Source organism: Acidovorax sp. 93 (genome assembly GCF_003633835.1).
GTDB classification, from domain to species: Bacteria; Pseudomonadota; Gammaproteobacteria; order Burkholderiales; family Burkholderiaceae_C; genus Acidovorax; species Acidovorax facilis.
This window is the reverse complement of the sequence record NZ_RBIT01000001.1, coordinates 2,073,186-2,096,632: the sequence shown is the minus strand read 5'-3', so window position 1 is coordinate 2,096,632 and position 23,447 is coordinate 2,073,186. Positions and strand designations below refer to the sequence as shown.

Annotated in this window: 18 protein-coding genes; 12 read left to right on the top strand and 6 right to left on the bottom strand. The window is 65.4% G+C overall.

The features are described 5' to 3' along the window. The first annotated feature begins 20 nt into the window (after nucleotides 1–20). Both C8C93_RS09475 and C8C93_RS24960 read left to right on the top strand, forming a co-directional pair. Entirely contained in the window at nucleotides 21–3,200 is a 3,180-nt protein-coding gene (locus tag C8C93_RS09475) for a transglutaminase family protein (protein WP_158603258.1), read from the top strand. Beyond that, nucleotides 3,193–3,408 carry a hypothetical protein gene (locus tag C8C93_RS24960; RefSeq protein WP_147433747.1) on the top strand — a complete coding sequence of 72 codons (216 nt, stop codon included), beginning with the start codon at nucleotides 3,193–3,195 and terminating at the stop codon, nucleotides 3,406–3,408. Before C8C93_RS09475 ends, C8C93_RS24960 begins: the two co-directional genes overlap by 8 nt. A 131-nt stretch (nucleotides 3,409–3,539) precedes the next feature. Here C8C93_RS24960 and C8C93_RS09470 read toward each other — a convergent pair whose 3' ends face one another. From C8C93_RS09470 to C8C93_RS09460, 3 genes are read right to left on the bottom strand one after another with little or no spacing between them, the layout of a single operon-like run. Beyond that, the gene (locus C8C93_RS09470) at nucleotides 3,540–6,245 is read right to left on the bottom strand and encodes a cation-translocating P-type ATPase (protein WP_121506704.1); all 2,706 of its coding nucleotides are present in this window, start codon (nucleotides 6,243–6,245) and stop codon (nucleotides 3,540–3,542) included. Further along, complete coding sequence (locus C8C93_RS09465; protein WP_233559294.1) at nucleotides 6,235–7,317, bottom strand: sodium:calcium antiporter; 1,083 nt, start codon at nucleotides 7,315–7,317, stop codon at nucleotides 6,235–6,237. The genes C8C93_RS09470 and C8C93_RS09465 overlap by 11 nt, the downstream gene beginning before the upstream one ends. Nucleotides 7,318–7,372: 55 nt before the next feature. Further along, nucleotides 7,373–9,376: a U32 family peptidase gene (locus C8C93_RS09460; protein WP_121506703.1), complete on the bottom strand. Its 2,004-nt coding sequence runs from the start codon at nucleotides 9,374–9,376 to the stop codon at nucleotides 7,373–7,375. Nucleotides 9,377–9,596: 220 nt separating this feature from the next. Between C8C93_RS09460 and C8C93_RS09455 the strand changes: the two genes are divergently transcribed. After that, nucleotides 9,597–10,271 (top strand): hypothetical protein, encoded by a 675-nt coding sequence (locus tag C8C93_RS09455; RefSeq protein ID WP_121419822.1) that lies wholly within the window; start codon nucleotides 9,597–9,599, stop codon nucleotides 10,269–10,271. 257 nt (nucleotides 10,272–10,528) lie between these two features. Beyond that, nucleotides 10,529–11,659, top strand: a complete 1,131-nt coding sequence (locus tag C8C93_RS09450; RefSeq protein WP_121508722.1) for a branched-chain amino acid ABC transporter substrate-binding protein — start codon at nucleotides 10,529–10,531, stop codon at nucleotides 11,657–11,659. 80 nt (nucleotides 11,660–11,739) lie between these two features. Here C8C93_RS09450 and C8C93_RS09445 read toward each other — a convergent pair whose 3' ends face one another. Further along, on the bottom strand, nucleotides 11,740–12,744 hold the full coding sequence (locus C8C93_RS09445; RefSeq protein ID WP_121506702.1) for a GlxA family transcriptional regulator: 1,005 nt from the start codon (nucleotides 12,742–12,744) through the stop codon (nucleotides 11,740–11,742). A gap of 101 nt (nucleotides 12,745–12,845) precedes the next feature. Here C8C93_RS09445 and C8C93_RS09440 point away from each other — a divergent pair, with 101 nt between their 5' ends. The 4 genes from C8C93_RS09440 to C8C93_RS09425 all read left to right on the top strand — a co-directional run bounded on the left by C8C93_RS09440 (nucleotide 12,846) and on the right by C8C93_RS09425 (nucleotide 16,295). Beyond that, a complete protein-coding gene (locus C8C93_RS09440) occupies nucleotides 12,846–13,466 on the top strand; it encodes a LysE family translocator (protein WP_121506701.1) in 621 nt (206 codons plus the stop codon). A 64-nt stretch (nucleotides 13,467–13,530) separates the two neighbouring features. Further along, nucleotides 13,531–13,776, top strand: a complete 246-nt coding sequence (locus C8C93_RS09435) for a hypothetical protein (protein WP_121506700.1) — start codon at nucleotides 13,531–13,533, stop codon at nucleotides 13,774–13,776. A gap of 58 nt (nucleotides 13,777–13,834) precedes the next feature. Beyond that, on the top strand, nucleotides 13,835–15,226 hold the full coding sequence (tadA, locus tag C8C93_RS09430; protein WP_121506699.1) for a tRNA adenosine(34) deaminase TadA: 1,392 nt from the start codon (nucleotides 13,835–13,837) through the stop codon (nucleotides 15,224–15,226). Nucleotides 15,227–15,311: 85 nt separating this feature from the next. After that, a complete protein-coding gene (locus tag C8C93_RS09425) occupies nucleotides 15,312–16,295 on the top strand; it encodes an LD-carboxypeptidase (protein ID WP_121506698.1) in 984 nt (327 codons plus the stop codon). 66 nt (nucleotides 16,296–16,361) lie between these two features. On the opposite strand, the gene C8C93_RS09420 is transcribed toward C8C93_RS09425, so the two are convergent. After that, entirely contained in the window at nucleotides 16,362–16,715 is a 354-nt protein-coding gene (locus C8C93_RS09420; RefSeq protein WP_121506697.1) for a hypothetical protein, read from the bottom strand. A 332-nt stretch (nucleotides 16,716–17,047) separates the two neighbouring features. On the opposite strand from C8C93_RS09420, the gene C8C93_RS09415 reads away from it, so the two are divergent. From C8C93_RS09415 to C8C93_RS09405, 3 genes are all read left to right on the top strand, one after another. Further along, nucleotides 17,048–17,977, top strand: coding sequence for an adenylate/guanylate cyclase domain-containing protein (locus C8C93_RS09415; protein WP_199727006.1), 930 nt, complete (start codon nucleotides 17,048–17,050; stop codon nucleotides 17,975–17,977). 118 nt (nucleotides 17,978–18,095) lie between these two features. Then, complete coding sequence (locus tag C8C93_RS09410; RefSeq protein ID WP_121506696.1) at nucleotides 18,096–20,660, top strand: penicillin acylase family protein; 2,565 nt, start codon at nucleotides 18,096–18,098, stop codon at nucleotides 20,658–20,660. A 23-nt stretch (nucleotides 20,661–20,683) separates the two neighbouring features. Further along, complete coding sequence (locus tag C8C93_RS09405; RefSeq protein ID WP_121508721.1) at nucleotides 20,684–21,691, top strand: asparaginase; 1,008 nt, start codon at nucleotides 20,684–20,686, stop codon at nucleotides 21,689–21,691. Nucleotides 21,692–21,761: 70 nt separating this feature from the next. Here C8C93_RS09405 and C8C93_RS09400 read toward each other — a convergent pair whose 3' ends face one another. Then, the gene (locus C8C93_RS09400) at nucleotides 21,762–22,388 is read right to left on the bottom strand and encodes a hypothetical protein (RefSeq protein ID WP_121506695.1); all 627 of its coding nucleotides are present in this window, start codon (nucleotides 22,386–22,388) and stop codon (nucleotides 21,762–21,764) included. Between the two features lie 195 nt (nucleotides 22,389–22,583). Here C8C93_RS09400 and C8C93_RS09395 point away from each other — a divergent pair, with 195 nt between their 5' ends. After that, nucleotides 22,584–23,315: a hypothetical protein gene (locus C8C93_RS09395; protein WP_121506694.1), complete on the top strand. Its 732-nt coding sequence runs from the start codon at nucleotides 22,584–22,586 to the stop codon at nucleotides 23,313–23,315. Nucleotides 23,316–23,447: the final 132 nt, after the last annotated feature.

Sequence of the window (23,447 nt, the reverse complement as noted above, 5' to 3'; positions counted from 1 at the left end):
ATTTGAGAGAGAAAGCCACCATGCGCCCATCGCAGGCCCCCGAACACGAGCACGCCCGTAGCCACCCCCCCCAGCCAACCCTGCAGCACCGCCCGGCGGGCTGGTTCAAGCGCACGGTCGTGTGGTTGCTCACCGCGTCGGTGCTCAACACCGTGGGGCTGCCGCTGGTGCACGCGCAAATGGCGCAGCGCAACCAGCTGGCGGCGCAGCAGCGCATGAAAAGCGGAGCGCCCTCCGAGCAATATGCCGACACCCTGGAGCAGTTGTTCAACGCGCTCAACCCGGAATCCGGCCGCCCCGGCATTGCGCCCAATTTCAGCGACGTAGCGTCCAGCCTGCCCGCCGTGCAAACCCTGGACCGTCAGGCCCAGGCGCTGCAGCAAGAATGGCAAACCCTGCGCAACACCTGGCAAACCGCAGGTGTGGAAGGCAGCGTGCTAGACCGCCAACTCGCCCAGGAAGCCGTCTTTCTGGACAAACACGAGCAGCTGGTCAAGCGCATCGAGGCCGTGCAGGCAGGCGGTAGCGGCCAGACTGCCGCCCTGCAAGTGCTCAAAGAGTTTGTGGACGCAGAAGCCCCCCGCAAAACCCACCTGCCCGTCAACCTGAACAAGCTGCCCTGGCAGGCAGAGCGCGTGCGCCCCCAGGCGCCCATCCAGGTGGATGCCTCCGAGGCAGAACAGCCCGCAGCCGCCGCCAAAGCCGCTACCCTGCAAAGCGCCACCAAAGCCGCCAGCGCCCCCAGCGCCGCCGATCTGGCGCCCACTGTGGATGCCCCCCATACCGACGCCATCAAATCCCTGGCCCAAACCCTGGGCCACAACCCCCACAAGATCTACCAGTGGGTGCACGACAACATCTACTACGTGCCCACCCAAGGCAGCGTACAAGGCGCGCAAGACACGCTGGACAAGAAATCCGGCAACGCCGTGGACACTGCCAGCCTGCTCATTGCTCTGCTGCGCGCCAGCAACATCCCCGCGCGGTACGTCACCGGTACCGTAGACATCCCCACCGCCCAGGCCCTCAACTGGGTGGGCGGCGCGCAGACCGTCGACGCAGCCCAACAAATCTGGGGCCAAGGCGGGGTCAACAACGTTGCCCTGGTCTCGGGCGCGCAAACCAAAGCCCTGCGCATCGAACATACCTGGGTTGAAGCCCTCATCCAATACCAACCGGGCCGAGGCACGCGCCACACCCCCGGCCAAAGCACCCCCGACACCTGGGTGCCCCTGGACGGCAGCTACAAGCAATACACCTTTAAAGAAGGCATGGACTTGGCGAACGCCGTACCCTTGGATGCTCAGGCCGTGCTGAACGCAGCTCAACAGGGCACAGAAATCAACCAGGCCGAAGGTTGGGTGAGAAACCTCAACACCACTGCCCTGCAAAGCCAGCTCACCAACTACCAGGCCCGCCTTAAAACCTACATCGACAGCCAAAACGCCGGGCAAAGCACCGTAGGCGACGTGCTGGGCCAAAGAACAGCCACCATCGACCCCTTGCCCTACCTGGCAGGCACCTTGCCCTACAGCATCAAAACCCGCAGCCAAACCCACAGCGACCTGCCTGCCAGCAGCAAAGCGCAGTTCAAATACGAAATCTATGCAGACGCCCGCAGCGCCGCCTGGGGCGACAGCCCCCTGCTGAGCTGGAAAACCTCCACCGCAGCCATCGCCGGCAAAAAGATCACCCTCGCTTGGGTAGCAGCCAGCGCAGCGGATGAGGCCGCCATAGCAGCCCTCATCCCCAAGCCCGCCCCCGGCCAACAGCTAGACCCCAGTCAACTGCCCAGGGGGCTATCGAGCAGCATCAACCTCAAGCCCCAGATATCGGTAGACGGCACTGTGGTAGCCACCGGCCCCGGCATGCGTGCAGGCAGCGAACCCGTGGGCCAAGGCGGCTTCACCCGCTACGGAAGCCAGGACTGGGACGAAACCCAAGACCAGCTCATTGCAGGCCAGCAAACGGCCCTGGGCGTAAGCATCCAAGGCATCAGCCAAGCCCAACTCACCACCCTCAAGACAAGAATGGAGGCGACAAAACAAAAGCTGGAGCAGGCCCAAGCCGCCCCAGAAAGCCAAAGAGCCAGCATCCTGCAAGGCATCACCGGCGACCACCTCACCGGAGACCTGCTCACCGCCACCCTGTGGGGATACTTCGCCAGCCTGCAAAGCCACGGTGCAATAGCCAGCGCGCAGGCCCAGATGTTTGACCGCCCAGCGCTCAGCTACGGGCTGTTCCACGTGCAAGTCAGGCCCAACAAGTTGTACGGCATCGTCACCACGGGCATCACTTTTCGAGGGCTGAACATGGATATTGGGCACCTGCGGCATGCTCGCTGGGTGAAAAACGACGACCCCCAGGCTGCGATCAACAACAAACCTGAACTCACAGCCAACGGCAAGACTGCAGCCCAGAACCGCTGGATTGAATACAACAAGATGCGGGGGCAATACAGCAGCGCGATGGAACACGCTGTGCCAGAACAATTCTGGGTGGACAAACGCCAATGCAGGTACACGGACGAAACTGGAACTATCAAGAATCCGACCCAGGCAGACTGTGCCCAAGGTGTATCGGCAGTGAAAGCTATTGCCATAGCCCAGGCGGAGGGGCAACGCATCTACACCATCAACCAAAGCAATGCCGCCACGGCCTTGCCAAGGCTACCAGTGGGCGGTACGGTGGGGCAGGAGATTCAATCAGCCATCCAAGCGGGTAAAGAGGTGACGGTGCATGAGAGAGCCATCAACGCGCATGGATGGACGGGGTATGGTTATGTGATTACCGATCCTGAAACTGGAGCGGGTGGGTACATCATTGAAGGGAGAGGAAATGGAGGGACCATTGAGCCTCCAGCTTGGTTCAATAATGTAGTTAGCGCACTTGTCAATTTCATGGGAGGCGTCGCAAACCAACTAATGGCACTGCTTGGAACGTTTTTGGGGCTTTTGTTTAATGCCTTGGATGCATTGGATATACTGAATAATAGTTGCTATGATGCTGGTGAAGCATTTATTCGAGCTGTGGCATTTATGTTTTTTGTGTCCGCTTTTGGCCTGTTGTTAGGGTTTGCTGTTGCGGGCATGGGGATTTTGTTGGGTATCGCAGCGGCGGTTTTTCTTGTTGTATTCTCGTCTGTGGTAAAAGACGCTTTCATGAACTGTCCTATTGCAAGGAGAGTGATTTATGTCTAAATACCTGATAATTTCTGTTGTGTTTTTGTGGATATCTATAATTTCATTGAGCAAGGGTTATTATTTTGCTTTAGGGGGGGCAATTGCAGGGTGGGTTGCTTGTGTGTCAGATATGCGTGCGCTGGGAAGTTGGGCTGTTGCGAATAGGGGGGTGGTGGTGAGTGGTTTGATTTTTATTAGTTTACTTCTGGTGATTTTTGGCATTTGATAGGTGATTTTGAGCGTAGCGCTGGATGTCGCATACGCAAGGCGCTGTTGTACGAACCCAGTTCGTGAACTGGCGCCTGCTGCACACCCGATGGGTGAAAGACGACGACCCGCAAGTAGCCATTACGCCATTCACGCAGCAGGCTCATCCATCGCGCTGCCATCCGACTCTGCCGCAGTGCGCCGCTCTTGCTGGCCTCGGCGCCAGGCCTTCTCGATTTCCACGACCACAAGCACCACCAGCGCGGCGCCAATGCACAGCGCCAGCTCACCAATACTCAGCGGCTCCGTGCGGAAGATGGGGTTGAGCCAGGGCACGTAGATGGTTGCCATCTGCAGCGCAAAGGTGAGCAGCACGGCGCCCAGCAGCGGGCGGTTGCTCAGCAGGCCCAGGCGCCAGATGGGTTCGGATTCGGAGCGGATGGCGATCACGTGTGCCATTTGCGCCAGCGTGAGCACGGTGAACACCATGGTCTGCCAGTGCGCGTGGCCGGTGTGCAGGGCCCAGGCCTGCACCGCCAGGCACAGCCCGCCAATGAGCAGGCCCACGCCCAATATGTGCTGCCACATGCCGTGTGCAAACAGGCTCTCGCGCGGTGCGCGGGGTGGGCGCTGCATGATGCCGCGCTCGGCTGGCTCGGCCGCCAGTGCCAGGCCGGGCAGGCCGTCGGTCACCAGGTTGACCCACAGGATGTGGATGGGCAGCAGCGGAATGGGCAGCAGCAACAGCGGCGCGAGGAAGATGGTCCAGATCTCGCCCGAGTTGCCCGTCATCGCGTAGCGCACAAACTTGCGGATGTTGTCGTAGATACGGCGGCCTTCGCGCACCGCCGCGACGATGGTGGCGAAGTTGTCGTCTAGCAGCACCAGGCTGGATGCCTCGCGCGCCACGTCGGTGCCGCCCTGGCCCATGGCTATACCGATGTCGGCGCGCTTGAGCGCAGGGGCGTCGTTCACGCCGTCGCCTGTCATGGCCACAAAGTGGCCCTGGGCCTGCAGCGCCTCGACGATGCGGATCTTCTGCGCCGGGTCCACGCGGGCGTAGACCTGCACCTGTTCCACCCGGGCGCGCAGGGCGGCATCGTCCAGTGTTGCGAGGTCTGCGCCGGTGAGCACAGGGGCATCCGAACTGCGCTCAATGCCCAGCCGGTGCGCGATGGCGCGCGCGGTGGCGGGGTGGTCGCCCGTGATCATCACCGGGGTGATGCCCGCGCTGATGCAGTCGCGCACTGCGGCCTGGGCCTCGGCGCGGGGTGGGTCGATGAGGGCGATCAGGCCCAGCAGCTCCAGCTGGTTTTCTACTGCGTCGATGTCGTTGGTGTCCGGCAGGCGGGCGTGGCTGCGGCGGGCGAGGGCCAGCACCCGCAGGCCCTGGGCGGCGAGTTGCTGGGCAGTCGCGAGGACCTTGGCGGTGTCGAGTGCGGCAGCGCCGTCGGGTGTCCAGTGGGCGGTGCAGCGAGGCAAGAGCGATTCCGGCGCGCCCTTGGTGTAGGCCACAAAACCCTGCACGTCGCGGTGGAACGTGGTCATGCGCTTGCGGTCCGAGTCAAAGGGCTGCTCTTGCACGCGGGGGCTGCTCACATCCAGCTGGGCCTTGTCCTGTCCGCCCGCATGGGCGGCCAGCACCAGCGCGGTTTCGGTGGGGTCGCCCTGCCAGCGGGTGCCGAACTGGCCCTCTTCGTTCTGCGCCTGGAGCGTGGCGTCGTTGCACAGCGCGGCGGCGCGCAGGGCCTCGGCATGGGCGGGGCCGGGCAGGGGGTCACCGGGCACCCAGCGCACGCCGTGGGCCAGCAGCAGCTCGGCATGCATGCGGTTTTGCGTGAGGGTGCCGGTCTTGTCCGAGCAGATGGTGGTGACCGAGCCCAGGGTTTCGACCGACGGCAGGCGCCGCACCAGCGCATGCACGGCCACCATGCGGCGTGCGCCCAGGGCCAGGAGCACGGTGACCACCGCAGGCAGTGCCTCGGGGATGGCGGCCACGGCCAGACTGATGGCGGTGAGGGCCATGAGCAGCGGCGCCTCGCCGCGCAGCACACCCACCACAAAGATCACCGCGCAGATGCCCAGCACCGCGATCGCCAAGCGCTTGCCAAAGGCCGCCAGGCGCAGTTGCAGCGGCGTGCTGCGGTCGCCGGTGTCGAGCAGCGTGGCCACCTTGCCCAGCTCGGTGTGCATGCCGGTGGCCACCACCAGGCCGCGTGCCCGGCCATGCGTGGCCGTGGTGCCCTTGAAGGCCATGTTGGTGCGGTCGCCCAGCGCGCCCACATCCTCGGCGGCCAGGGCCTCCGTCTGCTTGGCGACGGTGACGGACTCGCCCGTGAGGGCCGATTCATCCACCTGCAGCTGCGCAATCTCGATCAGCCGCAGGTCGGCCGGAATCTGGTTGCCCGCCTCCAGCAGCACGATGTCGCCCGGCACCAGCGCCGTGGCGGGCACCACCTGCACGGCTCCGCTGCGCAGCACCGTGGCGTGCGCCGCCGCCAGCTGGCGCAGCGCCGCCATGGCCTGGTCGGCGCGCCAGGCCTGAACAAAGCCGATGACGGCATTGAGCACCACGATCACCAGGATGACCAACGTGTCGGTGACCTCCCCCACCAGGCCCGAGATGACGGCCGCACCCAGCAACACCAGCACCATGAAGTCCTTGAACTGGTCGGCCAGCAGATGCCACCAGGGGCGATCTTGCCCCGCCGCCAGCTCATTGGCGCCGTGGGTGGCGCTGCGGCGCAGGGCTTCGTCGGGGTGCAGGCCTGCGTCAGGGTCAACGGCGTGCTCGCGTGCCACGTCTATGGCATCGCGCAGATGAGGATGGGGGTGTTTCACGGCATCAGTTTCCATGCAGAAAGACCACGTAGGTGTTGACCAGGTACACCGCCGCCATGCCGATGCTGACCATGCCCACTGCGCGCAGCACACGGCTGCGCGGGCGAAAGAACAGGCCCACCACCGCCAGCCCGGTCATGACTACGGCCGATGCGGCGGTGATGGCATGCACGGGCGACACATGGGCCAGCAGATCGCCGGGGCGGTAGAACAGATCATCTATGCCCACGATAGCCACGTTGAACAGGTTGCTGCCCAGCAGGTTGCCAATGGCCATGTCGAGCGCACCCAGCCGCAGGGCGGACAACGTGACCGCCAGCTCGGGCAGGGTTGTGACCAGGGCCACAAACAGGCTGCCCACAAAGCTGCGGTTCCAGCCCATGGTGGTGGCCAGGTTGACCGCCACAAAGGGCAGCCACATGCCGGCCCCCACCACGATGGCAGCCGCCATCGCAAAGCGGGTGGCCGCTTGTCGAAGGCTGGGCAGCGTAGGTGCTGCGTTGTTGGTGGGCGGCGCTGTGTCGGCCGGTGGCGCAGCGGGGTGGCTCCGTTCATACGCAAAGACGGTGCGCATCGCCACCAGATACAGCAGCAGGATCACGGGAGTGAGCAGGCCCACGCTGCGCTGGGAGGCAGTGCCAGCGCCGGTGGAAGCACTGGCAGTAGCCCCCAGTTGGCCCATCAGCAGCCCCAGCAGCAAAAAGCCCAGCAGCACCACGCCAAAAGCGCCTGCCAGCACGTGGCCGTGGGCGGCCCGGGTCCATACCGGTGCTGGCCGGTACAGCAGGTCGATCACCACCAGAAACACCAGGTTGAGCACGCAGCTGCCCAGTGCGTTGCCCACAGCCAGGTTGGGGGTGTTTGCGATGGTGACGCTGGTGATGCCGGTGGCCAGCTCTGGAAGCGAAGTCACGCTGGCCACCAGCGTGAGGCCGATCCAGCTGCCCGACAAGCCTGTGCGCTGGGCAATGGCATCACCGTAGCGCGACAGCTGGTAGCCCGCCGCGCCAATCAGCCCCGCGCAGACTGCGAACTGCAGCCACACCAGCAGCGTGGCCGTCATGGTGCTGGCCCGCAGGGCGGGCATGAAAACGGGGCAGTGTGCATGGGGCATTGCTGTTGAGCCGCCACATGCAGGTGCATCAATGTGCTTTGTGCGGCCGGGCTTTGTAGAAGGTCAGTGGGATCTCGTTGGCCTGGTTCAGCACCTGGCGCTTGATCTTGCCCACCACGTGCATTTCACAGGGCTTGCAGTCAAAGCGCAAGGTCAGCTTCTCCTTGCCGTTGATCAACATCAAGGGTTCGGCTTTGATGGTGCCCTGCACGCCCGTCACGCCCTTGGCCTGCTTGGGGCACAGGCTCATCGAAAAGCGCACGCAGTGCTTGGTGATCATGAGGCTGACTTCGCCTTCCTCTTCGTGCGCCTCGTAGGCCGCGGCGATCACCTTCACGCCGTGGCGCACGTAGAAGTCGTGGGCCTTGTGGTTGAACACGTTGCCCAGAAAGGAGAGCGTGTCTTCAGGGTAGAGCGCAGGGGGTTCCACGGGCGTGGCGCGTGGCAGGCGGGCGAAGTTGCGGGCGCGGCTGGCTTCCAGGTCGGCCACGGCATCGCGGCGCAGGGCATTGAGCACCGAGGCGGGCACAAACCACGGCTGCGAGAGCTGCAGCGCAATGTCATGCACCGCAAACACCGTGGCGCCAAAGCGGCCCAATTGCTCGCGCAGGCTGGCCTCGGCCTTGGTGGCGTCGGTAGCACTCTGGTGGGGTTGCAGCACGTCGGCGCAGCCCACATTGCCGTCCTCGTCGGTCAGCAGCAGGCTGAAACCCGTGGGCGTTTCGCTCAGTTGCGCCCACAGGCCGATGCGGCGGTCGCTGGATTTTTTCTCCAGCGTGCGCACCCAGTCCATGTCGCGGTTGCGGTTGACCTCGGTGCCCTTGCGCAGGTCCTTGAATCCTTCCATCGGGTCTTTGGGGTACACCCGCCACTGGCCGACGCTGCGGGCCGACACGGGCTCGGCCACGTTGATGGCCATGCCCACCAGCTCCTTGTGCAGGTCGTAGTAGCACAGGCCGTCGCCGTTGTGCAGCACGGTGGCGGGGTCGCTCAGTTCCAGCTCCACAAAGTCTGGGCCCAGCTTGGTTACCCAGCCGATGGCCTGGCCGGGGTTCTTGGGGGTGTCGAATGCGCCGATGTCTTCCTTGCGGCCCGTCACGAAGTAGTCGGTGAACTCGCGGTTGAAGTTCTGCAGCGGGTCGGGCGTGAAGGTGAAGGTGGTGCGCCCGCTGGACGAGCGTGAGAGCGGCCGGCCCTGGGCTTCGCGCTCTTCGATGATCTCGTCGAGCAGCGTGCGGTAGTGGGCGGTGATGTTCTTCACATAGCCCATGTCCTTGTAGCGGCCTTCGATCTTGAAGCTGCGCACGCCCGCGTCGATGAGCGCGCGCAGGTTGTCGCTCTGGTTGTTGTCCTTCATGCTTAGCACATGCTTGTCGTGCGCAATGAAGCGGCCCTGCGCATCGGTCACCTGGTAGGGCAGGCGGCAGGCCTGGCTGCAGTCGCCCCGGTTGGCGCTGCGGCCGGTTTGCGCATGGCTGATATTGCACTGGCCGCTGTAGGCCACGCACAGCGCGCCGTGGATGAAGAACTCGATATTGGCGCGGCCAGTCGCATCGACCGGGCCCAGCGCCTTGTGCACGGCGGCGATCTGCTGCACCGTGAGCTCGCGCGCCAGCACGATCTGCGACAGGCCGGCATCTTGCAGAAAGCGTGCTTTTTCGGGCGTGCGGATGTCGGTCTGGGTGCTGGCGTGCAGTTGGATGGGAGGCAGGTCGATTTCGAGCAGGCCCATGTCCTGGATGATGAGCGCGTCAGCCCCCGCCTCGTACACCTGCCAGGCCATCTGGCGCGCGGCTTCGAGCTCGTCGTCGCGCAGGATGGTGTTGAGCGTGATGAAGATGCGGCTGTTGAAGCGGTGCGCATGCTTCACCAGGCGTTCGATGTCGCGGATGTCGTTGCCCGCACCGGCCCGCGCGCCAAAGGCTGGGCCGCCGATGTAGACGGCATCGGCGCCGTGGTTGATGGCTTCGATGCCGATGTCTGCGTCGCGCGCGGGCGAAAGCAGTTCGAGCTGGTGGGGCAGGAGAGACATGGGGCGTGATTATTTCAGTTTCGCGGTGCCGTGGAGCTTCCGTCGGGTATCGGGCACTGCACTTTTGGTAACCATGTGACGATGCATTGTGCGGTGGGGGTCTGGTACAACGGGCGCAGCGTGCAAGCCTCGGCGGCCACCCCATGGTCTCTGTGAACCGCGTTCTTGCAAGGCCGTCGGCATCGTCGGCCACCCCGTAAAACCCAGTGAAAGGACTCTGATGAGCACCTCCCGCGTGAAGAAGCCCACCCAGCTGACACTGGCGATCAATGACCTCGACTTTTGCTACCTGCCGCCTCGGCTCAGTTTGTCTCCCATGCGGCACAACGACCTGGTCTGCACGGTGGACTGTTCGTGGTTCTTTTCCGAAGGTGCCAACCACATGGTGTTTGCACTGGACTGCACCGGCGGGCAGGGCAGCTACAACCCCCACTGCGGGCCGATCTACCGCCACGGCCAGAACCTTTGGTCCGAGGCCCGGGGCTTCATCATCTTTGCGGACGGCATGGTGATGGCCGAGCGATGGAACGGCACGGCCATGCCGGGGCTGGTGACGGTTACCAACACCTCGGGGGCGATCTTCAACCCGGCGGTGCACCCCGTCTTCACGCTTCACGTCCGGGCCGGCTACAGGATGGGTGGGTTTGCCGACCGGATGCGCATCACCATCCACCAGGGTATCGCGGCCGATGGCCCGGTTTTGTTCGAAGGCGAGGTGACCGGGGCCGGGTGGGGCTGGGACTGGACGGGGTCGCACAAAGTGGCCATTGCCGGTATTGGTCCGCACTTCGTGACCCCCAATGACACGGGCTGCGTGGAAGAGCGCGTACCCCGCGACGCACCGAACGCCATCCTTCCGTTTACCAACTTCAAGTTGCGGATGGTGAAAGGTTGAGCGCTTGCCAACGGGCGCGCTGCCGCTCAAAGGGCAGCTTCATAGGGTGACTTCGGCGAATCATCTTGCGCCATTAGCCGTTTTAATGGCCCAGCAAATTACTAAGCTTGCATAGCAATTGGCGACGGCAAGGGAGGATGGTGGCTAGGATGCGGTGCGTTTTGCCCCGAAATGGTGCGCAAAAGTTGCGACTATATTTTTTGGAGATTTCTACCGTGTTCCGAGCTTTCACCCGCCTGCGTCCGTCGTCTTTTCCCGTGTCCGTTGTGCAGCTGGCTGCCGTGGGTGTGTGTGTTGCCGCCGCCACTGCAGCCACCGCACAGGATGTGCAAACCGTCAAGATCGCCCACGCCGGCCCAGTGTCGGGCGGCATTGCCCACATCGGCAAGGACACTGAAAACGGCGTGCGCTTGGCGATTGACGACCTGAACGCCCAGAACCTCGTGATCGGTGGCAAGAAGATCAAGTTTGAAATTGCGGCCGAAGACGACGCGGGCGACCCGCGCCAGGCCACCGCCGTGGCGCAGAAGCTGTGCGACCAGAAGGTGGCCGGCGTGGTGGGTCACCTGCAGTCGGGCACGTCCATCCCCGCATCGGCCATCTATGCCAAGTGCGACCTGCCGCACATCACGGCATCGGCCTCCAATCCTGACCTGACCAAACCCGGCCACAAGACCACCTTCCGCCTGATCGCCAACGACAACGCGCTGGGCGCGGCGCTGGCCCTGTTTGGTGCCGACCATCTCAAGCTCAAGAGTGTGGCCATCATCGACGACCGCACGGCCTACGGCCAGGGCGTGGCCTCGGTCTTCAAGGCCACGGCGCAACAAAAGGGCCTGAAGGTGGCGGCTGAGGAGTTCACCAACGACAAGGCCACCGACTTCATGGCCATCCTCACCGCCATCAAGAACAAGAAGCCCGATGCGATCTTCTACGGCGGCCTGGACGCGCAGGCCGGCCCCATGCTGCGCCAGATGGAGCAGCTGGGCCTGGGCAAAGTGAAGTTCTTCGGCGGCGACGCGCTGTGCACCGAAAAGCTGCCCGAGCTGTCGGGCAAGACTCCCGCCCTGAAGAACGTGACCTGCGCCACCGGCGGCGCATCGGTGGACAAGATGCAGGGCGGCGCCGACTGGAAGAAGCGCTACGACGCCAAGTTCCCGGGCCAGTTCCAGATCTACAGCCCCTATGCCTATGACGCCGCCATGGTGCTGGCCGACGCCATGAAGCGCGCCAATTCGGTGGACCCGAAGGTGTTTACCCCCTTCCTGGCCAAGACCGAATACAAGGGCGTGACCGCCAACATCGCCTTCACCGCCAAGGGCGAGCTGACGACGCCCGCCGTGACGCTCTACACCTTCAAAGACGGCAGCCGCGTGGCGCTGAACTGAGGGGTCGCCCGCGCATGGATCGGTGCCGGTGGACTCGGGCACCCGATGGCCCTGCCTGCAGAGTGGAAGCGGAGCTTCAGTCAGTCCCTCGGACCGCCCGCGCGGGCCGCTCCGGGGCTGGTGCCGTAGTGCCGCCGGAACAGTCGCGCCAGGCTGCTGGCGTTGCCCAGACCCACCTCGTCAGCGATGGCGGAGAGGCTGTGGTGTGAATGGGTTACGCGCCAGTGGGCGTGTTCCATGCGCATCGCTGTCCAGTGGTTGTGAGCGCTGTGGCCGAAGCGCTCGGTGAACAACCGATCCAGCTGTCGGCGGCCAATGCCGATACGCTCGGCGATGCTGGCCACGGTAAGGCCGTCGGCCATGGAGGTGCGCATCAGCGCGACCGCACGCACCAGGTGGCGGCCCAGGTCCGGCCCGCCGCCTTCCATCGATTGCAGGTGGTGCCCCTGGTGGCGTGGTTCGTCCACCAGCATGTCGGCCAAGCCCTTGAAGGCGCGCTCCCGGCCGCAGTGGCGTGACAGCAACTCCACCGCCATGTCGATGGCCGCGGTGCCACCCGCGCAGGTGATGCGGTCGCGGTCAAAGCAATAGATCTGCTCGCTGGCCACCGCTATGCGTGGGAAGGCATGGCGGAACTCGGTCACATGGCGCCAATGCAGCGCCACGCGGCGGCCTTTGAGCAGACCCGCCTCGGCGAGCAAAAAGCTGGCGTTGTCGATCGCCACGAGGGGCAGGCCCCGCGCTGCAGCCTGTCGCAGCACGGGCCCATGGGTGTGCACATGTCCCAGCGACGCTTGCACCGTGCGGCTGCCAAACACCACCAGATAGTCGAATGCCGCCAGGTCCACGGAATCAGGCGTGGCCTCCATGGTCACCTGCACCCCGTTGCTGGACACCACGGGCGCGCTGTCGACGCCCATCAGCGTCCAGGCGCAGTAGCGCTGGCGGCTGCGGTCCGCTTCGTCGGCCGAAAAGCGCAGCTTGTCCAGAAACGCGCCAAACGGCAGCAGCGCGAAGTCGGGTAGCGGCATCAAGAGTAGGCGTACGTCGGGGCGCTGGAGAGGGCGGTCGTTGGCGGTACTCATAAGGTATCCATTTTGGTATCAAAAATAGCCAGATTGGATTGCATACCACGGACAGGAGGTGCCTAGACTCCAGACCATGCTTTTCCAAGAAGGGTGCTGCGATGGAACTGAAAATATGGCTCGTCTACCTGTTGGCGGTCATCGGGCTGTCCTTGACCCCGGGGCCCAACAGCCTGCTGGTGCTGGCCCATGGCGCGCTGCATGGGCGCGTGCGCACGCTGTGGACCATTGCGGGCGGGGCGGTGGGCTTTGTGAGCCTGATCGGGCTGTCCATGCTGGGCATCGGCGCGCTGCTGCAGTCGTCGGCCCACGCGCTCACGGTGATGAAATGGGTGGGCGGGGCGTATCTGGTGTGGCTGGGCATCCAGCTGTGGCGGGCGCCAGCCATGCAGGTGCAGGCCTTGCCCCGTGCTGCGGGACCGGCATCGGTGACGGGCGGCAGGATGTTTCGCCAAGGGCTGCTGGCAGCCATTTCTAACCCCAAGGTGCTGCTGTTCTATGGTGCCTTCCTGCCGCAGTTCATCGCGCCGGGGCGCGACCTGTGGGTGCAGTTCGTGATCATGGCGGGCACCTTCGCGGCGGTCGAATGCCTGGTCGAATTCGGCCTGGCGAGCCTGGCGCACCGCATCCGGCCCTGGTTGCAGCGCACGGGCCGCAAGTTCAACCGTGCCTGCGGCGGGTTGTTCGGCCTGATGGGGGCGGCGCTGCCCATGACGCACTGACTGAAGGCAGGGAAGGCCTTGCCCGGTTTACAGTGCAGTCCTGCACAGCATAGGGAGCACAGGCATGCGGGGATTGTTTGGTTTGGTGGGGCTGGTTGTGGTGCTGGCCATCGTGGGCCTGTTGGCCAAGAAGCAGTTGTCGGCCACGCGCGCCCCGGTGCCCGCGCTGCAGACGGCGCCCGGGGCCGACCCTGCGTCGGCACCGCCTGTCACCGTGCGCGACCAGAGTCAGCAGATCCAGCAGCAAGTCAAGCAACAGGTGGAAGGCCTGATGCAGCAAGCCCGGCCCATGCCCGACGAAGAAAAATAAGCAAAATTGGCCCCTGGCGCTTGTATGTCAAGTGCTAGTAGCTTTCATTTGAATAGCAATGACCCTTGACCAAGATTTGTACTGGATGCGCCTGGCCCTGGCCGAGGCGCAGGCAGCCGCGCAAGCGGGTGAGGTGCCCGTGGGCGCGATCGTGGTCAAGGACGGCCAGGTCATCGCCACGGGCCGCAACGCCCCCGTGGAGGGCCACGACCCCACGGCCCATGCCGAGATCGTGGCCCTGCGCGCGGCCGCGCAGCGGCTCTCCAACTACCGGCTCGACGGCTGCAGCCTCTACGTCACGCTGGAGCCTTGTGCCATGTGCAGCGGCGCCATGCTGCATGCGCGGCTGGCGCGGGTGGTGTACGGCGCGGCAGATCCCAAAACGGGCGCGGCCGGTTCGGTGCTCAACCTGTTCGGGCATCCCGAGATCAACCACCAGACCCAGGTGCGAGGCGGGGTGCTGCCCGAAGAATGTGGCGGTCTGCTCAGCGGCTTTTTCCGCCAGCGCCGCCATCAGCAACGCGCCGAGGCACTGGCGCGCCATCCGTTGCGGGACGACGCTTTGCGCACGCCCGATGCGGCGTTTGCCAACGTGCCCGGCTACCCCTGGGCGCCTCACTACATCAGCGACCTGCCCAGCCTGGCGGGCCTGCGTTTGCACACCCTCGACGAGGGGCCCCGGGATGCGCCCCGCACCTGGCTGTGCCTGCACGGCAACCCGGCCTGGAGCTACCTGTACCGGCGCATGCTGCCCACCTTTCTGGCGGCGGGCGATCGCGTGGTGGCGCCCGACCTGATCGGCTTTGGCAAAAGCGACAAGCCCAAGAAAGAGAGCGTGCACCAGTTCGACTGGCACCGCCAGGTGCTGCTGGAACTGATCGAGCGGTTGGACCTGCGCAAGGTGGTGCTGGTGGTGCAAGACTGGGGAGGCATCCTGGGGCTGACGCTGCCCATGACCATGCCGGATCGTTTTGACGGCCTGCTGGTGATGAACACCCTGCTGGCCACGGGCGATTCGCCACTGCCTGCCGGATTTGTCGCCTGGCGTGCCATGTGCCGCGACAAGCCGCTGTATGGAGTAGGGCGCCTGCTGGCGCGTGGCAACCCGCATCTGACGGCGGCGGAGTGCGCTGCCTACGATGCGCCGTTCCCGGACAAAGGCTACCGCGCCGCGTTGCGGGCCTTTCCAGAACGCGTGCCCGCTGCTGCGGGTGACCCGGGCGCCGCCGTGTCGCGCGCGGCCCGCGATTTTTGGAAGCACCAGTGGCAGGGCCGCAGCCTGATGGTGGTGGGCGCGCAGGACCCGGTGCTGGGCTTGCCCACCATGCGGGCGCTGCAGCAGTGCATCCAAGGCTGCCCCGAGCCCATCGTGCTGCCCCAGGCCGGCCACTTTGTGCAGGAGCATGGCGAGGCCATTGCCGCACAGGCTGTGGAATACTTCGCGCACTGACTTGTCCGCTGGCGCCGCCTGACCGCATGTGGCGCCCGGCATTCCCCCTGTTTACGGAGCAGGCCCCTCGGCGGGTCTGAGCGCTTTGCACGACCACCATCACGACCCTTCCCATTGCGACCACGACCACGGTCCCAAGCACATCTACATCTACTCGCCCTCCAGCGCCGTGCGCGACAAGGCCGCCTTCAAGCGCGGCATTGCCCGGCTCAAGGCCCTGGGCCATGAGGTGGAGGTGGATGAGGACGCGCTGGCCACCCACACCCGCTTTGCGGGCGACGACGAAACCCGGTTGGCCGCCATCCACCGTGCAGCGGCCAGCGGCGCCGATGTGGCGCTGATCTCGCGCGGGGGCTACGGCCTGTCGCGCATCCTGCCGGGCATCCGCTACAAGGCGGTGGCCGAGGCGATTGAAAAGGGCATGCACTTTGTGGGCGTGAGCGATTTCACCGCCTTCCAGCTGGCCGTGTTGGCCAAGACGGGGGCCACCACCTGGGCGGGGCCATCGCTGGGGGCTGACTTTGGTGTGGCGGGCGAGCCCGACGACATCATGGAAGCCTGCTTTGACGACCTGCTGACCGGCCACGGCGAAGGCACAGGCTGGCGCATGAACAAAGAGCAGCCCAACGCCGCCACGGGCAAGCCTGCCGTGCCCAATGTCTATGTGAAGAGTGCCACGCTGTGGGGTGGCAACCTGGCGGTGCTGGCGTCGCTGGTGGGCACGCCGTATTTCCCGCAGGTCAAGGGCGGCGTGCTGTTCATCGAAGACGTGCACGAGCACCCCTACCGCATCGAACGCATGCTGACCCAGCTGCTGCACGCCGGTGTGCTGGCCCAGCAGAAGGCTGTGGTGCTGGGCCAGTTCACAAACTTCAAGCTGGCACCGCATGACAAGGGCTACAAGCTGCAGTCGGTGGTGGACTGGCTGCGCACCCAGATCAAGGCGCCGGTGCTGACCAACCTGCCGTTCGGGCATGTTGAAACGAAGGTGCTGCTGCCCGTGGGCGCGACGGTCTCGCTGTCGGTGGAAGAGCGCGATGCGCTGATCTACTGGGGGCACCAGCACTGACGCGGTGAGGCCTTTACCCGCATGACACCGCCACAACGGCGGTTCGCCACGCGCGCGTGGTGCGCGTCAGGAGGGGGTGTGAGGGGCGGCCTGTGCTGGGCGCAGGGCGCGTGGGAGCTGCCCCTGGAACAGCTGGGTGACCTGGTCGATCACGCCCCGGGCACCGTGCTCGCCCCGCAGCGGTACCAGCGTGCTGAAGAGGTCGGTGCGCAGGTACCAAAGCGCCTCGATGTCGCCAGCATAACGCAGCCGCATGTTCATGCGTGCCACCTCGCAACCGGTCATGCCGGCGAGGCTCTGCAGCATGGCCCGGCGCACCTCTTCCAGCCCCTGGTTGCGCACCCATGCCGTGGACGACGGCTTGTCACGGCCCAGCAGGTCGTGAAGGTTGTTGCGGAGAGTCGGCTTGTTCCAGCGCATGGCGGGGTAAGGGCGGGCTTTTTGTAACAGGGACGGCCAAAGTAAGCGGGACCGAGGTGCAGCGCAAGGGGCGTGCTCCTGTTTTTGCATAAAGACAACAACTTGCCCCGGCTTGTTGCGAATTTTTACGTGTTGGTGGATTTTCAGGCGACCGGGGTTGCGCCTCCCTTTCGCGACGCTGACGATGTGCGGAGTCGTTGTGGTGAACGTTGCAACCGCGCCTTTCGCTGCGGCTGCGGCCTCAGGCAACACTTGTTGGCGCTTTGAAGGGTGCGCAGCCAGGGCGCTTGCACTAAACTGATTCACATGATGTTACCAACGGGCCCGCGTTCATGAGTGTGTTGTCGACGATGGTCTTTGCGGACATCTCAGGCAGCACTGCCTTGTATGAAGCGCTGGGCAACGAACGCGCTACCGAGGCCGTGACGCAGGTCACCCAGTGGATTGGTGACACCATCGAGGCCCACGGCGGCCGGGTGGTCAAGAAGCTCGGGGATGGGGTGCTGGGGGTCTTTGGCGATGCCTCCAGTGCGGTGTCTGCAATGGCCACCATGCTGCGCCAGCACAAGGTCCGCCTGGACCGCTGGCCCCACCCCTTGCGCATGGAGATCCGCGTGGGCGTGGCCAGCGGCGAAGTGGTGGATGTGGATGGCGATTGTTATGGCGACGCCGTCAACGTGGCTTCCCGGCTGTGCGAACGGGCCGGGCCCGCTGAAATCTGGGCTACCGAAACCACCGTGCTGCTTGCGGGCACGGCGCCCGATGTCTGGTACCGCAAGCTGGGCATGATGGACATTCGGGGCAAGGCCGAGTTGCTCATGCTCTACCACGTCGAATGGCGTGAGGACGAAGCGCCCGATTCCCTCACCATGCAGGCGGCACTGGTCAGCAACTTTGCACCGGTCGATTCCATCCTGGGGCAGATCCAGTTCTCCTGGCATGGGGTGGACCGCACCTTCACCTCGTCGGATGCCCCGGTCATGGTGGGGCGGGCCGAGCATGCCCAGCTGCGCATCAACGACCCGCGCGTGTCGCGCCTGCATGCGCGCATCGACTGGCGCAACAGCGGGTTCGTGCTGACCGACATGAGCAGCTTTGGAACCTGGGTGCGGTTCGAGGGCAGCGACTCGCCCGTGCGCTTGCGGCGCGATGCCTGCATCCTGCATGGCGCGGGGCACATTGCGCTGGGCGTTTCGTTCAACGAGCCCAGTGCGCCGGTCATGAGCTTTCATGTGGCGGGCGGCAGTGTGCACTTGAGCTGACACACGCAGAGCTGGCGGCTCCTTCTGCATTGCGGTGTGGCCGCAGCGCGGGCGCGGAGCCACCATGGCTTTGCGTGCACAACATCAACAACAAGACCAACGGCAGGAGACAAGAAACATGGCATGGATGAAGCGGACAGCCCTCGGGCTGGTGGCAGTGGCGCTGCTGGCAGGCGCGGGCGCGGCGGTGTATGTGCAGCGCAGCTTTGCGCAACTCGATGGTTCCCTGGCTGTGGCGGGGCTCAGCGAAGCAGTACAGGTGCGGCGCGATGGCGCCGATGTCACCCACATCCAGGCTCAGACCCCGCAGGATGCCTGGTTTGCAATGGGCTATGTACATGCGCAGGAACGCACCTGGCAGTTGGAATTCAACCGCCGGGTCATGCACGGCCAGCTGTCCGAGGTTTTTGGCCCTGCCACGGTCGAGACCGACAAGCTCATGCGCAGCCTGGACATCATGGGTGTGGCCCGGCGGCAGTACGCTGGGCTGCCGCTGTATGCCCAGGAGGCCTTGCAGGCCTACAGCAAGGGCATCCATGCCTTCCACCAGAAACGTCCCCAGGCCATGCCACCGGAGTTTCTGGTGCTGGGCGTGCAACCCGGAGGCGCCGCAGGCGCGGTGTGGGAGCCCGAGGACAGCGTGGGCTGGGCGCTGATGATGGCGCTGGACCTGGGTGGCAATTGGGGCACCGAGTTCGCACGCCTGTCGGTGGCGCGCACGCTGGACACCGACCGGCTGTGGCAACTGATGCCACCCTATCCGGGGGAGCCGCCCGCTGCGTCCGCAGACCTGGCGGCGCTGTATCGCCAGCTGGGGGTTTATCGTGCACCTGCCGCCGGTGCTGCAGCGGCTGCAGTGGCGCCTGCCAACCGCGAAGGTCCGTTGTCCCGGCAGATCAGCGCCGGCATGCTGGCCTGGGCCGACGAACTGACCCGCAACGCAGGCACCAACGAGGGCAAGGGCAGCAACAACTGGGTCATTGCGGGCACCCACACCGTGAGCGGCAAGCCGCTGCTGGCCAACGACCCGCACCTGGGCCTGTCGGCCCCCGCCATCTGGTACTTTGCGAGCTTGCAGGCCCCTGCGGGCAAGGCGTCTGACGGCACACCCTTGGGCCCCATTGATGCCGTAGGCGCCACCTTGCCTGGCATGCCCTTCGTGGTGCTGGGCCGCACCGACAAAGTGGCCTGGGGCTTTACCAACACCGGCCCCGATGTGCAGGACTTGTATCTGGAGCAGATCAACCCCGCCGACGCCACGCAGTACCGCACGCCCGACGGATGGGCCCCGTTCACGGTGCGCAACGAAACCATCCGCGTCAAGGGAGAGGCCGACCTGTTGCTGCAGCTGCGCAGCACGCGCCATGGCCCCGTGCTGAGCGACGTTCAGAAGTCGCACGCCGAGGTGCTGGACCTGGGCAAATATGTGATCGCGCTGCGCTGGAGCGCGCTGGACGATGACAACCAGACCGTGCTGGCGGGCTTCAAGACCAACCAGTCCAAGAGCGTGGATGAGCTCTTTGCGGGGCTGGCGCACTACCACTCGCCCATGCAAAGCGTGGTGGCTGCGGACGATCAGGGCAACATCCGCTTCAAGGCCGCAGGCCGTGTGCCGCTGCGCGATGCCGCCAACGACATTCGGGGCGTGGCGCCTTCGCCGGGCTGGGACGCGCGCTACGACTGGAAGGGCTGGCTGCCGTATGAGCAAACCCCGCAGGATGACGGTGTCAGCGGAGGGGCGGGCGTCCAGGGCGCCCGGGGCTGGATCGCCACGGCCAACCAGCGCGTGACGGCGCCAGGCTACCCCCACTTTCTGACGCAGGACTGGGCCTTGCCCTACCGCTACGAACGCATTGCGCAGCTCATCGAGGCCACGCCCAAGCACGACGCGGCCAGCATGCAGGCCATCCACCGCGACGTGACCTCGCTCGCCACGCGGCGCCTCCTGCCGCAACTGCAGCAGGCGCAGTCCACGCACCCGCTGGCCGCCGCTGCGCAGAAAGAGCTGCAGGGCTTTGACGGCGTGATGGACGCGGGCCGCGCCGCGCCGCTGATCTTTGTGGCCTGGACGGACGAACTGGCGCGCGGCCTCATCATTCCGCGCATTGGCGAAGACCGGTTCACCGCTACGTATGGCAAGCGCGACTACCGCGCGGCCATTGAAGGCATTCTGGAGCGCAACGACACCTGGTGGTGCCAACCCGCATCGTGTGCCGAGCAATCTGCCGCTGCTCTGGGCCGCGCGCTCGACCGCCTGCAGGCTGCGTATGGCGCGGACCCGGCCCAGTGGCGCTGGGGCGCGGCGCACCCGGCGCTCAGCGCGCACCGGCCCTTCGGCAACGTGCCCGCACTCGCGCGTTTCTTCGATGTGAGCGTGCCCTCGCACGGCGATTCGTACACCGTGAACGTGGGCCAGTACAACGCGGGCGAAGCCTCTGGCCCGTACGTGAACCGCCACGCCGCCTCGCTGCGCGCGGTGTACGACCTGGCCGATCTGGAACAGTCGCGCTTCATTTACCAAACCGGTCAGAGCGGGCTGGTGTTCTCGCCGCGCTACCGCGACATGAGCACCACCTGGGCCGAGACCGGCTATCGCGCGCTGCAGCGCCAGCCCGCGCGCTGGATGCACGAGCTCACACTCACGCCTTCCACTGCCGCCAGCAACGCCGCTACTGCGCAGTGATGCAGGCTGCAAGAAAGCACACCATGGGTTTTGTACCGTTGATCGAAGTCAACCGCGGCGGACTGGTCGAGTGCCAGCACTGGGGCGCAGTGGCCGTGGCCGACCGCGACGGCAGGGTATCGGCCCAGGTGGGTGACCCGTACACCGTCACTTTCACCCGCTCCACCATCAAGGCGTTCCAGGCGCTGCCTTTCATGCAGTCGGGCGGAGCCCGCGCGCTGGGCTGGGGGCAGGGCGAGCTGGCGCTGCTGTGCGCCAGCCACAACGGCGAGCCCATGCATGTGGCGCAGGCCGAGCGCATGCTGGCCAGCGTGGGCAAGGACTACCACGCGCTGCGCTGCGGGTGCCACCGGCCGCTGTTTGCCGAGCTGGGGCTCGCCTCGCTGCCACAAGGTTTTGTGCCAGACGAACGCCACAACAACTGCAGCGGCAAACACGCGGGCTTTGTCGCGCACTGCGTGCAACAAGGCTTGCCGCTGGACGATCACCTCGACCCAGCGCATCCGCTGCAGGTGGCCATTCGCGACCACGTTGCGCAAGCGGTGGGGCTGGCACCAGAACAGCTGGCCATGGGCATTGACGGCTGCTCGGCGCCCAACTACGCCATGCCGCTGGCCAGCCTGGCCCGGGGCTACGCTCGCCTGGCCGGTGGTGCACCGGACACGGACCTGGACCAGAGCCTTACCGAACTGGCCGATGCCATGGTCGCCCGGCCCGAGCTGGGCTCGGGCACCGGCCGGCACGACCTGGATTTCATGCGTGTGGGTGAGGGCGACTGGGTGTCCAAGACCGGCGCCGACGGCGTGCAGGTGGTGGGCAGCCGTAGCCGGGGCGAGGCCTTCGCGCTCAAGGTCATGGACGGCAACATGGTGGCGCAGGTGGCCGCCGCAGTGGAGGTCATGGACCAGCTCGGCTGGCTCGACGCCCGGCAGCGCGAGGCACTGGCGCCGCGCCGGTCGGGCCGTATCCTCAATGCCCGGGGCCTGGAGGTCGGCGGACGCAGGGCCGTGTTCCAGCTACGGCCTGTCTGAACCGGGCAGCCTGACGCCGCGCGGCGGCAGGCCGGATTCGAAAAAACAAGTAAAAAATGGCCCTAGCGCTTTATGGGTAAGCGCTAGCAGCTATAAAAAAAGCAGCAAATGGCTCTGTGTCCGGCAGCACATACACCACGCCGCGTGCCTGGCCGAACACAGGCGCGATGAACTGGTTGTAGAACGCCTCGGGTGCGTTCACGCAGCCGTAGCTGATGCGTTTGTCGCTCACGCCCCGGCTTGCCAGGCGTTGCTGGCGGCGCTCAGCGGCATGAACGCTGCGCACGCGGTGCAGCGAGACGGCGGATTCATAGTCGATCCACACAATGTCGTCGCCGCGCAGGTTTCGCCCGGGTTCTGTCACGAACCGGCCAGCGGGCGTGGTGCGCTCCTCCGGGCGGATCTGTGACAGTGGCCGCCGCCCAATGTCCGGCGCAGACCGGTCGCCCAGCGCAGCGCCCAGCAGCACCGGAGCACTGCTCAGCCACTGCCCCTGGGCCGAGAACACATGGATGCGGGCGGCGGGCTTGTCGATCACGGCAAAAGGCAGACCCTGGTGGTCGCCGGTTTCGGTGGCCCAGCGCACCAGCTGGCGGGCCGTGGCCGAGGTGTCCCTGGGCAATTCCGCTGCGGCCGCAGGCAAGGTCCCCAGTACACCCGCAGCAGCCATGGCGGTCAGGGCAAAACGGCGGTTCATAGTCAAAAGTGGCATGTCGTTCATCCAAGCGCCGTACCAGGCCCCCACCTGCCGAAACTGGCGCGCCCCAGGCCAGTCCACCGGGTGCGTCCCCCTCAGGGGGAAGGCGCCGCAGGCGACTCAGGGGGAATTTCAATTTTCGCCCAATAATGCCTGTACCCGCGACTCTTGCGAAGCCTTGCGCTTCGGCCTCTCATGTTTGACCGCCTCCGCAAAGCATTCGGTACTTCCGGCTCCCCGGGTTTGGACCTGGGCCGGCCTGCCACCAACCGGGACGTGGCCCGCTGGGCTGCGAAGCAGCAGCTGGCCATCGTTGCACATTCCACCGAGGGACATTTCGATCTGGGCGGTGACATCCACGGCCACCCGTGGCGGCTGGAATGCGGCGCACCCACACGCGACTATGTGACGGGCCTGGAGCTGCGCGGGCGCGCCGACGTGGGCGCCGACCCCGATGCCGCCGTGATGGTGATCAACCGTCCCTTGCAGGAAATTCTGGAAGGCACGGCCTACACCGCCATCACCGATACGCTGCAGACCGCGGTGAGCAGCAGCCTGCCCGAAGAAATGCGCTGGTTGTCCATGTACGAGGAAATGGCCTGGCCCGGCCTGCCCGTGTCATTCCGCGAGCATTTCGCGGTGGTGGCAGAGCGCATTGAGCTGGCCCAGCGCTGGATCCATGCGCCCGTGGTCTCGCAGCTGCTCAATGCCGTGGAGGGGGAAGGGGGCTCCGAACGGGCGAAATCGCCCATGGTGCTGATGCTGGCGCGTGGCAAGGTCTACCTGCGCATGGAACACACGCAGCGCAGCCTGGCCGAGATAGCGCATGCCAAGCAACTGCTGCTGGTGGCCGGGCAGGCGGCCCTGCAGAACCTGCCGCCCATGTCGGTGGCGGGGCCGGACGACGTGCCCAACATCACCCGGTAGCGTTCCAGCCAGCGCCTGCGCCAAAGAAAACGCACAACGGAGCCTGTGGCCCCGTTGTGTGTTCTGCAATATGTTCCCGCAGGCTATGACGCTGGCACGCTGCAAGCCAATGCCCTGCGCAAGGGTCGCCCA